The organism is Pseudomonas sp. Z3-6 (assembly GCF_051131985.1).
GTDB lineage: Bacteria > Pseudomonadota > Gammaproteobacteria > Pseudomonadales > Pseudomonadaceae > Aquipseudomonas > Aquipseudomonas zanjanensis.
The window spans coordinates 6,593,880-6,605,793 of sequence record NZ_CP071644.1; the positions used below are offsets into that span (position 1 = coordinate 6,593,880).

The following is an 11,914-nucleotide window of genomic DNA, read 5'->3' on the forward strand; positions in this document are numbered from 1 at the left end:
TTGTGTGCGGGCTTGCTCGCGAAGGGGCCAGCACACTCAACACCTCTGCAAGCTGATTCACCGCTTTCGCGAGCAAGCCCGCTCCCACATTTTGATCTGTGGTGAATGCAGTATCTGGGGTCGCCCCGATACCTGTGGGAGCGAGCCTGCTCCGGGCGGCGATCCGACGAAGGCAGCAGCGCGGCGGCTGAAGTTCTAGAGATACCGCGCCATGATCGCGTCCACTTCACCTTCCTTGCGCAGCTCATCCAAGGCCTTTTGCAGCCGGGCAACCACGTCGTCAGGCACGTCCTTGTTCAAGGCCAGGTACAGCTCGGCACTGTTGAAGCGCAGCACAGTCTTGAGATCGCTCACCCCTTCCTGTCGCGCCAGGTACCGCCCGGCCGGGTCACCGGTGGCCCACAGGTCGATCTGGCCATTGACCAGCTTGCGGGCATTGTCCTGGTCACGCAGCACGACCATCGGCTTCAGCCCTTGCTTGGCCAACGTCTCGGCGATCGCGTCGCCCTTGTAGGCACCGATCTTGTATTGGCGCGCCTGCTCCGGCGAGTCGAGGGCGATCTTGCTGTCGGCCTTGGCGAGCAAGATCCAATCATCCGGGCCGATGGGGCCGACCCATTTGAACAGCTTTTCACGCTCCGGTAACCGCGCCATGACAAACACACCGTAACCCGGACTTTCCAGGGCGAGTTTGTAGATCCGTTCCCAGGGGAAACGCAGTGTCAGGCTGTAGGAGATATCGGCACGTTTGAAGATTTCGCGGACAATGTCCACGGCAATGCCATGGATGTTTTCGTCCTGGGCGAAGTTCTTGCCGTTCTTGGCCATGTTGTACGGCGGGAAGTTTTCCGTCAGCAACACCAGCGATGTATCAGCGGCGCGGACGGTACCGGCGAGCAGCAGCGTGGCACCGGCAAAGGCAAGAACGAGGCGTTTGAGCATGTCGGGCTACCGCAATCCATGGTGTGCCCAAGAGTGCCTTGGGCCCGCCATGGTGTCCAGCGGTCAGCGAACGCAGATACCGCGATGCGCCATGTAGGCCTTGGCTTCCGGCACGGTGTATTCGCCAAAGTGGAAAATGCTCGCCGCCAACACCGCGCTGGCGTGGCCTTCGAGGATGCCGTCGGCCAGGTGTTGCAGGTTGCCGACGCCGCCGGAAGCGATCACCGGAATGCCCAGGGCATCGCTGATGGCGCGAGTGACGCCGAGGTCGAAGCCGTTTTTCATGCCGTCCTGGTCCATGCTGGTCAGCAGGATCTCACCGGCGCCCAGGCCTTCCATCTTCTTCGCCCACTCGACGGCGTCCAGGCCAGTGGGTTTGCGCCCACCGTGGGTGAAGATTTCCCAGCGCGGGGTTTCGCCCGGGCCGGAGACCTTCTTCGCATCGATAGCCACGACGATGCACTGCGAGCCAAAGTGCTGGGCCGCTTCGCCGACGAACTCCGGGTTGAACACCGCCGCGGTGTTGATCGACACCTTGTCGGCCCCGGCATTGAGCAGGTTGCGGATGTCTTGCACGGTGCGTACGCCACCGCCCACGGTCAGCGGGATGAACACCTGGCTGGCCATGCGCTCGACGGTATGCAATGTGGTATCGCGGCCATCGACGCTGGCCGTGATGTCGAGGAAGGTAATCTCGTCCGCACCCTGTTCGTCGTAGCGACGGGCGATTTCCACCGGGTCGCCGGCATCACGGATGTTCTCGAACTTGACGCCCTTGACCACCCGGCCGTTGTCCACGTCCAGGCAAGGGATGATGCGTTTGGCCAGCGCCATGGTGAGTCCTCAGCCTTTATAGGTGTCGCAGAAGGCCTGGGCCTCGGCGACGTCCAGGGTGCCTTCGTAGATCGCGCGACCGGTGATCGCACCGATGATGCCCGGCGCCTTGGCGTCGAGCAGCGCCTTGATGTCACCCAGGTTGTGGATGCCACCGGAAGCGATGACCGGGATCTTCGTCGCGGCGGCCAGGGCGGCGGTGAACGGGACATTGCAGCCCTGCATCATGCCGTCTTTGGCGATGTCGGTGTAGACGATGGCAGACACGCCGTCGGCTTCGAAACGCTTGGCCAGGTCGATCACCTGCACGGTGCTGATTTCAGCCCAGCCATCGGTGGCGACGAAACCGTCTTTGGCATCCAGACCGACGATGATTTTGCCGGGGAACGCGCGACAGGCTTCGGCGACGAAAGCCGGGTCTTTCACCGCCTTGGTGCCAATGATCACGTAGCTCACGCCAGCCTTGACGTAGTGCTCGATGGTTTCCAGCGAGCGAATGCCGCCGCCGATCTGGATCGGCAGGTTCGGATAGCGCTTGGCGATGGCCGTAACCACTTCGCCATTGACCGGCTGCCCTTCGAAGGCGCCGTTGAGGTCGACCAGATGCAGGCGACGGCAGCCGCCCTCCACCCACTTGGCGGCCATGCTCACCGGGTCATCGGAAAACACCGTGGAGTCTTCCATGCGGCCCTGACGCAGACGGACGCAAGCGCCGTCCTTGAGATCGATAGCGGGGATAATCAGCATCTGGCAAACCTTCAAATACGAATATTCAGCTTGGCTCGAAAATCAGTTTTTCTCGAGCGCCCACAAGTCGCTTTCAATGCTTTCGAACCTTTCTTTAAGGTGCGCCTGCACATCGAAAATCGCCCTGTTGTAATAATGCGGAGCAATTTCGCGGGTAAACAGGTCAAGAATTTCCGCCGCCTCGAACGAGCCAAGGTCCAGCTCGAAACGTTCCTCCATGAACCGCTGGATCTTGCGGTTCGCTTCACTCTCCTGCTCGGGCGTGAGGGTGAGGATCGGCGGTTTCTTGCGGGCCATTACCAGCGCCCGTCCCATGCCGCGAAGTTCTGCAACAGTTGCAGGCCGTGGGTATGGCTCTTCTCCGGGTGGAATTGCACGGCGAAGCGCGAACCGTCGGCCAGGGCCGCGGCGAAATCGACGCCATAGTGACCGCTGCCCACCACCTGCCGCGCATTACCGGCGGCGATGTAGTAGCTGTGCACGAAGTAGAAACGCGCCAGGTCCGGAATGTTGTGCCACAGCGGGTGATCCACCGCCTGCTTCACTTCGTTCCAGCCCATGTGCGGGACTTTCAAGTGCTCGCCGTCTTCATGCAGGCCCTTGCCAAAGAACTTCACCTGGCCTGGGAACAGCGAAATGCAATCGACACCGTCGTTCTCTTCACTGCGATCGAGCAAGGCCTGCATGCCCACGCAAATTCCGAGGAATGGACGGTCCAGGCTGACTTCGTGCACCAGCTTGTCGAAGCCCAGGCGACGAATCTCGGCCATGCAATCACGAATCGCCCCGACGCCGGGGAACACCACCCGGTCGGCTTCGCGAATCACGTCGGCATCGCTGGTGATCAGTACCTTGCCGGCGCCCACGTGCTCGAGGGCCTTGGCCACCGAGTGCAGGTTGCCCATGCCGTAGTCGATAACCGCGACCGTCTGCATTACAGGACGCCTTTGGTGGAAGGCATCTGGCCGGCCATGCGGTCGTCGAGCTCCACAGCCATGCGCAGCGCGCGGCCGAACGCCTTGAACACGGTTTCGATCTGGTGGTGGGTGTTGTGCCCGCGCAGGTTGTCGATGTGCAGGGTCACGTTGGCGTGGTTGACGAAGCCCTGGAAGAATTCCTGGAACAGGTCAACGTCGAAGCCGCCGACGGTGGCACGGGTATAGGGCACATGCATTTGCAGGCCAGGGCGACCGGAGAAGTCGATGACCACGCGCGACAGCGCTTCATCGAGCGGCACGTAGGCATGGCCGTAGCGGCGGATGCCTTTCTTGTCGCCGACGGCCTTGGTAAAGGCCTGGCCCAAGGTGATACCGACGTCTTCCACCGTGTGGTGGTCGTCGATATGCAGGTCGCCCTTGCTGACGATGTCCAGGTCGATCAGCCCGTGACGGGCGATCTGGTCCAGCATGTGCTCAAGAAAAGGCACACCGATATCAAACCGGGCCTTACCGGTGCCATCCAGGTTGATCGAGGCTTTGATCTGGGTTTCCAGAGTGTCGCGCTCGACAGACGCCTTACGTTCGGCCATCACCAGCTCCGCAAAATCATTGGGCGAAAAAGGCAGCCATTATAGGGGCGCGAGCGGCAAACAGAAACAAAAGAGGTGACATCACTGACGGGCTGAAGCCCGGGCTGTCGGTGCTAGACATGTCCATACAAGCCTAAGCCATGCCCATAAACAACTGTGGGAGCGGGCTTGCTCACGAAAGCGGCGTATCAGTCGACATCATCGTTAACTGACACACCGCTTTCGCGAGCAAGCCCGCTCCCACATTTTGTGCTGCCCTGGCCTGATGGCCAGGGCGACGGTCTTAGCGGAACAACACCGCCGTCTTCTGCAGGGTCACCCACACACCCCACGCCAACGGAATGCCCACCACCAGCCAGGCCGCGATCGCCAGGGGCTTGGTGCCCGGTGCGGCTTTCCATTCCAGCGAAGTGGTGCTGTCGGCGCCTTTGTCATGGCCCAGCGCCTGTTCGGCGGCCAGTTCGGCGTCGGTCATGAAGTACTTGTCGGCGACCGGACGGACCATCAGGTTGCACAGGAAGCCCAGTACCAGCAGGCCGGCGAGGATGTACAAGGTGATGTCATAGGCCGCGGCACGTTCAACGCCGATGCTCAGTTGATATTCACGCAGGTAGTTCACCAGTACCGGACCCAGCACGCCTGCCGCAGCCCAGGCGGTCAGGAGACGACCGTGGATTGCACCGACCATTTGCGTACCGAACAGGTCCGCCAGGTAGGCCGGCACGGTGGCGAAACCGCCGCCGTACATCGACAGGATGATGCAGAACGCCGCCACGAACAGCGCGACGCTGCCCAGGTGACCGAGGTTCGGGATCAGCGCGTACAGGGCAAAGCCCAGGGCGAAGAACACGAAATAGGTGTTCTTGCGACCCAGGTAATCCGAGAAGGATGCCCAGAAGAACCGGCCGCCGATGTTGAACAGGCTCAACAAACCGGTGAAGCCGGCCGCGATGGCCGCGATCTGGCCCAGTTGCACGGCGTCCAATTGACCGAACGGCAGGTCATTGCCCAGCAGCTTGCCGCCGAACACTTCCTGCAACAGTGGCGAAGCCATGCCAAGGATGCCGATACCGGCGGACACGTTCAGGCACAGCACCAGCCAGACCAGACGGAACTGCGGGGTTTTCCAGGCCACGTTCACGTGAACGTGGCGATGGGTAATCATCGCGTTCGCGGCTTTCTTCGGTGCCGGAGTCCAACCTTCAGGCTTCCAGCCGGTTGGCGGAACGCGGTACGACAAAGCGCCACCGATCATGAACACGAAGTAGATCGCAGCCATGACCAGGAAGCTCTGCCAGACGCCCACGCCAGTCGGCGAAGCGAAGTGGTTCATCAGCGCCGCAGCCAGCGGAGCACCGACCATCGCACCACCGCCGAAGCCCATGATCGCCATGCCGGTCGCCATGCCGCGCTTGTCCGGGAACCACTTGATCAGCGTGGACACTGGCGAGATGTAGCCCAGGCCCAGGCCGATACCGCCGATCACCCCGGAACCGACCCACATCAGCCAGATCTGATGGGTATAGATACCCAGCGCGGAAATCAGCAGGCCACCGCACCAGCACAAGGCCGATACAACGCCGGCCTTGCGTGGCCCGGCGTGTTCCAGCCAGCCGCCCCAGATCGCTGCCGAGCAGCCCAGGAAGATGAAGAACAGGGTGTAGATCCAGCCGAGCATCGAGATCGGCCAGTCACATTGGGACGAAAAGACTTGCGAGATGAAGCTCATATCCGGTGCACAGGCCACAGGCTTGGTAATCCCCAAGGCTTTGGACAGTGGCAACCAGAACACCGAGAAGCCATAGGCCATGCCGATGCACAAGTGAATGGCCAGTGCGGCCGGTGGAACCAGCCACCGGTTGAAACCCGGCTTGGCGATGATGCGCTCCTTGGAGAGGAACGCTGGCTGGTCGGCGACGCCGCCCGCCGTGATGCTCGTGCTCATTGTGTATCCCCCAGTTATTGGAATGGTTCGTCAGCCACGCATCACCCTCAGCCTTCATTGCACGCAGGCATGGCTGTATTTTCTGGTGAAGCTCCATAGTGTGCGACATCAAGTCGCAGAAGGACGGACGAACGGGCAAAGGTTACCATTTGCTCGTGGCAGAAAAACCAAAGTGATATCACCTTTTTCGTGCCATCTGTCTTATCGCACGCTTGCTCGCTTTCTGTAGGGGACTAACGATTTATTTTTTCCGCGGCTGAAACCAGCCCCGTCCCCATGGGTCTTTGTTCGGCAGGCCTGCCGGAAGAACGATCACTCAACGCGCCACCAACTCGGGGCGTTATACTCGCGGCTAAATTTTGAACTCAACCTACAAGGATTCGCCCATGAAAGCGTTCGGCAAAATCCTGGGTCTGGTACTTCTCGGGCTGTTGCTGATCATTGTGGCCCTGGGCTTTGCCCTGACCCACCTGTTCGATCCCAACGACTACAAAGAAGAGATCCGCCAGATAGCCCGCGACAAGGCCCACATCGAGCTGACCCTCAATGGCGATATCGGCTGGAGCCTGTTTCCATGGCTGGGCCTGGAGTTGCACGACGCCAGCGTCGCGACCTTGGCCAATCCAACCCAACCTTTCGCCGACCTGCAGATGCTCGGTCTTTCGGTCCGGGTCATCCCGCTGCTGCGCCGGGAAGTGCAGATGAGCGATGTGCGCGTCGAAGGCCTGAACCTGCGGCTCAACCGTGACAAGAACGGTCACGGAAACTGGGAAGACATCGGTAAAGCGCCGGCCTCCGCGACGACGGCGAACACCCCGGCACCGACGCCGGCCGAACAGCCAGCCCCGCCTGCTAGCACCCCGGCAGAAAAACCTGCCCAGCCGACCCGCCTGGACATCGACAGCCTGACCGTGAACAACGCCCGGGTCGAATACACCGACGAGCAGACCGGCAAGCTGTTCACCGCCGAAAGCATCCAACTGAGCACCGGCCCGGTCCACGACTCCACCAATATTCCGGTGACCCTGACTGCATTCCTGTCCAGCAACCAGCCGGCCGTGCGCGTACGCACCGAAGTGACCGGTGAACTGCGCTTCGAGCGCGCCTTGCAGCGCTACAAGTTCGAAGACCTGAAACTGTCCGGCGAGGCCACCGGCGACCCGTTGCAGGGCAAGACCCTGAATTTCGCTGCCCAAGGCCAACTGTTCCTGGACAAGGCGGCCAACGTCGCCGAATGGACCGGCATCAAGCTGTCGCTCAACCAACTGCGCGCCCTCGGTGAGCTGAAGGTCAACGACCTCGACAAGACCCCGCAATTGAATGGCGGAATATCGATCGCCCAGTTCGATCTGGCGAAGTTCATCGACAGCGTCGGCCAGACACTCCCGGCCATGGCCGAAGGCAGCCTGAGCAAGGTCGAATTGGCCAGCCGCATTGCCGGCACGCCAAGCAGCGTCGAACTCAACGACATCAACCTGAAGGTCGACGACAGCCACTTCAGCGGTCGTATCGCCGTGGCAGACTTTGCCAAGCAGGCCTTGCGCGTGCAGCTCAAGGCCGACACCTTCAACGTCGACCGCTACCTGCCGCCAAAATCCGCCGAAGCCGACAGTTCCAAGGCGGCCCGTGAGGCTGAAGTCAGCAACACCGAAGCCAGCGCCATGGCCGGTGCCGGCAGCACACCGTTGCCGAGCGCCCCGACCCAGGGTGCCTGGAGTAACGATCGGCTGTTTCCGGTGGAGCGCCTGGGCAAGCTGGACCTCGATGCCGACCTGACCTTCGGGCAACTGACCCTCGATAAACTGCCGATCGAGAACGCCGCGCTCAAGGCCAGCGGCCTGGGTGGCCTGCTGACCCTGGAGAACCTGCGGGGTGACCTGTACAGCGGCAACTTCGAAACCAAGGGCACCCTGGATGTACGTCAGCCTACGCCACAGTTGAGCCTGCAAACCCGCATCAACCGGGTCCCCGCCGAGAAGATCATCGAAAGCCAGGGCAAGAATCCGCCGGTCAAAGGCCTGGTCACGCTCAACAGCACAATAACCGCCAATGGCAATAGCCAGAAGGCCCTGATCGACAGCCTCAACGGCAACGCCGGGTTCGTCATCAACGATGGCGTGCTGCTCAATGCCAACCTTGAACAGCAATTGTGCAAAGGCATCGCCACCCTCAATCGCAAGTCCCTCAGCGGCGACCCCCGGGGCAAGGACACGCCGTTCCAGCAACTCAACGGCAATCTCACCTTCAACAATGGCGTTGCCCACAACCCGGACCTGAAAGTCCGCATCCCCGGCATGACCGTCAACGGCAACGGCGACATCGACTTGCGAGTGCTGGGCATGGACTACCGTGTCGGCGTCATCGTCGAAGGCGACAAGAGCGACATGCCCGACCCGGCCTGCCAGGTCAACGAGCGCTATGTCGACGTCGAATGGCCGTTGCGCTGCCGCGGTCCCCTGGAGCTGGGGGCGAAGGCCTGCCGCCTGGACAACGACGGGCTGGGCAAGGTCGCGGCGAAGCTGGCCGGCGACCGGCTCGGCGACAAGATCGATGAGAAGCTCGGCGACAAGGTCAGCCCCGAACTGAAAGATGCGCTCAAGGGGCTGTTCAAGCGATGAGAGCCGAGCAGTTTTCCACGGCCGTCCTGGATTGGTTCGACCGCCACGGGCGTCACGATTTGCCTTGGCAACAAGGCATCTCGCCCTATCGGGTGTGGGTCTCGGAAATCATGTTGCAGCAGACCCAGGTCAGCACCGTGCTCAATTACTTTGACCGGTTCATGGCCTCGCTGCCCACCGTTCAAGCCTTGGCCGCCGCGCCGGAGGACGAAGTGCTGCACCTGTGGACCGGGCTGGGTTACTACACCCGTGCGCGCAACTTGCAGAAGACCGCGAAAATCGTCGTCGAGCAGTACGGCGGCGAATTCCCCCGGGACGTGGAAAAACTCACCGAGTTGCCGGGCATCGGCCTGTCCACCGCCGGCGCCATCGCCAGCATCAGCATGGGCCTGCGGGCGCCGATCCTCGATGGTAACGTCAAGCGGGTGCTGGCGCGTTTCACCGCCCAGGAAGGCTACCCAGGCGAACCCAAGGTGGCGAAACAGCTCTGGGCCACCGCTGAGCGCTTCACGCCGCAGGACCGAGTCAACGCCTACACCCAGGCGATGATGGACCTTGGCGCCACGCTCTGCACCCGCAGCAAGCCCAGTTGCCTGCTCTGCCCGCTGAAGCAAGGCTGCGAGGCGCATATGCTGGGCCTGGAAACCCGCTACCCGATCCCCAAGCCGCGCAAGGAGGTGCCGAAAAAGCGCACCTTGATGCCAATGCTGGCCAACCACGAGGGCGCGATCCTGCTTTACCGTCGCCCTTCCACCGGGCTGTGGGGCGGGCTGTGGAGCCTGCCGGAACTCGACGACCTCGACGACTTGCAGCACCTGGCCCTGCAACACTCGCTGGAACTGGGCAGCCAACACGAAATGCCGGGCCTGGTGCACACCTTCAGCCACTTCCAGCTGGCGATCGAACCCTGGCTGGTCCGGGTCCGGGAAACCGGCCATCACGTGGCCGAGGCCGACTGGCTCTGGTATAACCTCGCCACCCCGCCGCGCCTGGGCCTTGCCGCCCCGGTCAAAACCTTGCTCGAACGCGCGGCCGCCGTAATGAACGCAGGAGAGTTGCAATGACCCGCACCATCATGTGCCGCAAGTACAAAGAACAACTGGAAGGCCTGGAGCGTGCCCCATTCCCGGGCGCCAAGGGCCAGGACATCTATGACAACGTCTCGGCCAAGGCCTGGGGCGACTGGCAGAAACACCAGACCCTGCTGATCAACGAAAAGCGCCTGAACATGATGAACGCCGAAGATCGCAAATACCTTCAGGGCGAGATGGACAAGTTCTTTTCCGGCGAAGAATACGCCAAGGCCGAAGGCTACGTACCGCCGTCCGAATAAGCTGTTCAGCGCGGGGGCGGATCGTAAGCGACGGTAATAATTAAATATTTTTTGAAAACTTGCTTGACGCCCCCCTGAAAAACCCGTTTAATGCGCCCCGTTGCCCAGATAGCTCAGTCGGTAGAGCAGGGGATTGAAAATCCCCGTGTCGGCGGTTCGATTCCGTCTCTGGGCACCAAATACCGAAAACCTCGATCAAGTAATTGATCGGGGTTTTTTATTGCCTGGATTTTCTTCCTCCGCCTTAACGACTCAGCTACATTCGTCCGCTCCCCTCCAGCAAGCGAGTCGACATGGACATCACGGGCATTCCCTTCGGCACCACCGATTGGTCAACCATCGAACCCACCGAGCACAAGGGCGTCACCGGAACTGCCTATTGGCGCACGCGGCAATTCGGAAACATTCGGGTGCGGATGGTGGAATACACGGCCGGGTATCTGGCCGACCATTGGTGCACCAAGGGCCATATCCTGTTTTGCCTCAAGGGCGAGCTCAATACTGAACTCGAAGACGGTCGGCAATTTTTGCTCAAGGCCGGCATGAGCTACCAGGTCGCCGACCAGGCCGAACCCCATCGATCCTCCACTTCGTCGGGGGCTACGCTCTTCATCGTGGATTGAGATTCGAAGCGTCCGCGTTGAAGCTGTAGGATAGGTGGCCTTATTTTCCAGCAAGGAACCGACCCATGGCATCGGTCAACAAACAGCAGAAACGAAACCAGCGCGCCAAGGTGAAAGCCAAGCAGAACCGGGTTAAGCGCGCCACTGCGCCGAATGACTTCCTCGACCCGAACGATGAGCGCATCGATCTGGAAACCGTGGACCTATCGGACCTGTTCCAACTGATGGGTGCCGCCGAAAAGATCAGCCAACAGGCCATGTGCACGGCCTTCCTGGGCCATCCACTGCTGGAGTTGGTGCTGGAGCAGGAAGGTGAGGAAGAAGCCACTGACTTCATCATTACCGCCCTGATCGAATATCGCCGCCTGACCACGGGTGTCGATGAGCAGACGGCGCTGGACTGGGTGGAGAGCAAGCAATTCCAGGCTGACTATGTCGCTGCCTCCCAGGCTCTGGCGCAAGGTAAGGTCTGAGCAGCGAAGGGACTCGCGCTTGACTACAGGCTGTAGGGATAGCTCCTACACACCAAGGCCAACGGACATAGGACGGCGTCATCCCCGTCCTGCATAAATCAGTTATTTTTCCCTCCAAGCAATCAGCCCCGTCCGGCATCATCGAAACGTCGCCTGGAGCATCCTTGCGGTCCGCCCCCTCTCAATGGCTGGATACCGCGATGACGCCACTGCTGCCCCAGGATGACCCACAGCTTGCCCCCTTGATCAACGAACTCGGCGAGCTGATTCGTCAGGCTCGCCAGAAGGCCATCACCCATATCAGGGAGATGAACCTCGGTACAGAGGACGCCATCAGGGATCCGGCAGTTCTGAAACTCCTCGGGCTGCCCATTGCTGGTCCCCTTCTGGAAAGGGGACTGGAGCAGGCCTTGATCGACTATCTGCAGGGCTTCCTCCTTGAACTGGACAAGGGCTTCGCTTTCGTCGCCCGCCAACAGCGCATCAGCACCGAAAGCAAAGACTTCTACATCGACCTGGTCTTCTACAACTACTTGCTCAAGTGCTTTGTGATCGTCGATCTCAAGCGCGGCGAGCTCAGCCACCAGGACATCGGCCAGATGGATATGTATGTGCGCCTCTACGATGACCTCAAGCGCGGCCCCGACGACAAACCTACCGTGGGCATCATTCTCTGCGCTCAAAAGGATGAGTCGGTGGTGCGTTATTCCGTGTTGCAGGGCAATGAACAGCTATTCGCCAGCCAGTATCAATTGGTGCTCCCCACCGAAGAAGAGCTGCGCAACGCGCTGGATCGCGAACAGGCACGCCTTGAGGAAGGGGCAATCGGGCGCAGTGACTTCAAGGAATAAAAGCTGATCGCGCACTCAGA

Annotated in this window: 12 protein-coding genes, 1 tRNA gene and 1 pseudogene; 7 read left to right on the forward strand and 7 right to left on the reverse strand. The window is 60.9% G+C overall.

Going from position 1 to position 11,914, the window contains the following annotated elements:
• Window positions 1-195 precede the first annotated feature (195 nt).
• From J3P88_RS28480 to J3P88_RS28510, 7 genes are all read right to left on the reverse strand, one after another.
• On the reverse strand, window positions 196-942 hold the full coding sequence (locus J3P88_RS28480) for a substrate-binding periplasmic protein (RefSeq protein WP_434572965.1): 747 nt from the start codon (window positions 940-942) through the stop codon (window positions 196-198).
• A gap of 63 nt (window positions 943-1,005) precedes the next feature.
• On the reverse strand, window positions 1,006-1,776 hold the full coding sequence (gene hisF, locus J3P88_RS28485) for an imidazole glycerol phosphate synthase subunit HisF (protein WP_014336099.1): 771 nt from the start codon (window positions 1,774-1,776) through the stop codon (window positions 1,006-1,008).
• 9 nt (window positions 1,777-1,785) lie between these two features.
• Window positions 1,786-2,523, reverse strand: a complete 738-nt coding sequence (gene hisA, locus J3P88_RS28490) for a 1-(5-phosphoribosyl)-5-[(5-phosphoribosylamino)methylideneamino]imidazole-4-carboxamide isomerase (protein WP_434572968.1) — start codon at window positions 2,521-2,523, stop codon at window positions 1,786-1,788.
• 42 nt (window positions 2,524-2,565) lie between these two features.
• A complete protein-coding gene (locus J3P88_RS28495) occupies window positions 2,566-2,820 on the reverse strand; it encodes a DUF2164 domain-containing protein (RefSeq protein WP_030141479.1) in 255 nt (84 codons plus the stop codon).
• Window positions 2,820-3,458 carry an imidazole glycerol phosphate synthase subunit HisH gene (gene hisH, locus J3P88_RS28500; protein WP_186707248.1) on the reverse strand — a complete coding sequence of 213 codons (639 nt, stop codon included), beginning with the start codon at window positions 3,456-3,458 and terminating at the stop codon, window positions 2,820-2,822. The genes J3P88_RS28495 and hisH overlap by 1 nt, the downstream gene beginning before the upstream one ends.
• Window positions 3,458-4,051, reverse strand: a complete 594-nt coding sequence (hisB, locus tag J3P88_RS28505) for an imidazoleglycerol-phosphate dehydratase HisB (protein ID WP_186707249.1) — start codon at window positions 4,049-4,051, stop codon at window positions 3,458-3,460. The genes hisH and hisB overlap by 1 nt, the downstream gene beginning before the upstream one ends.
• Window positions 4,052-4,334: 283 nt before the next feature.
• Window positions 4,335-5,996: an OFA family MFS transporter gene (locus tag J3P88_RS28510; protein ID WP_411386233.1), complete on the reverse strand. Its 1,662-nt coding sequence runs from the start codon at window positions 5,994-5,996 to the stop codon at window positions 4,335-4,337.
• 386 nt (window positions 5,997-6,382) lie between these two features.
• On the opposite strand from J3P88_RS28510, the gene J3P88_RS28515 reads away from it, so the two are divergent.
• From J3P88_RS28515 to J3P88_RS28545, 7 genes and pseudogenes are all read left to right on the forward strand, one after another.
• Complete coding sequence (locus J3P88_RS28515) at window positions 6,383-8,614, forward strand: AsmA family protein (RefSeq protein WP_434572971.1); 2,232 nt, start codon at window positions 6,383-6,385, stop codon at window positions 8,612-8,614.
• Window positions 8,611-9,678 (forward strand): A/G-specific adenine glycosylase, encoded by a 1,068-nt coding sequence (gene mutY, locus J3P88_RS28520; RefSeq protein WP_434572973.1) that lies wholly within the window; start codon window positions 8,611-8,613, stop codon window positions 9,676-9,678. Before J3P88_RS28515 ends, mutY begins: the two co-directional genes overlap by 4 nt.
• A complete protein-coding gene (locus tag J3P88_RS28525; protein ID WP_003186755.1) occupies window positions 9,675-9,947 on the forward strand; it encodes an oxidative damage protection protein in 273 nt (90 codons plus the stop codon). The genes mutY and J3P88_RS28525 overlap by 4 nt, the downstream gene beginning before the upstream one ends.
• A 102-nt stretch (window positions 9,948-10,049) precedes the next feature.
• Window positions 10,050-10,125 (forward strand) — tRNA-Phe (locus J3P88_RS28530).
• A gap of 115 nt (window positions 10,126-10,240) precedes the next feature.
• Window positions 10,241-10,570, forward strand: coding sequence for a DHCW motif cupin fold protein (locus J3P88_RS28535; RefSeq protein WP_434572975.1), 330 nt, complete (start codon window positions 10,241-10,243; stop codon window positions 10,568-10,570).
• A 65-nt stretch (window positions 10,571-10,635) separates the two neighbouring features.
• Window positions 10,636-11,043 (forward strand): hypothetical protein, encoded by a 408-nt coding sequence (locus J3P88_RS28540; protein ID WP_250961883.1) that lies wholly within the window; start codon window positions 10,636-10,638, stop codon window positions 11,041-11,043.
• Between the two features lie 278 nt (window positions 11,044-11,321).
• Window positions 11,322-11,894, forward strand: a pseudogene (locus J3P88_RS28545) (PDDEXK nuclease domain-containing protein); the annotation flags it as partial.
• Between the last annotated feature and the right edge of the window lie 20 nt (window positions 11,895-11,914).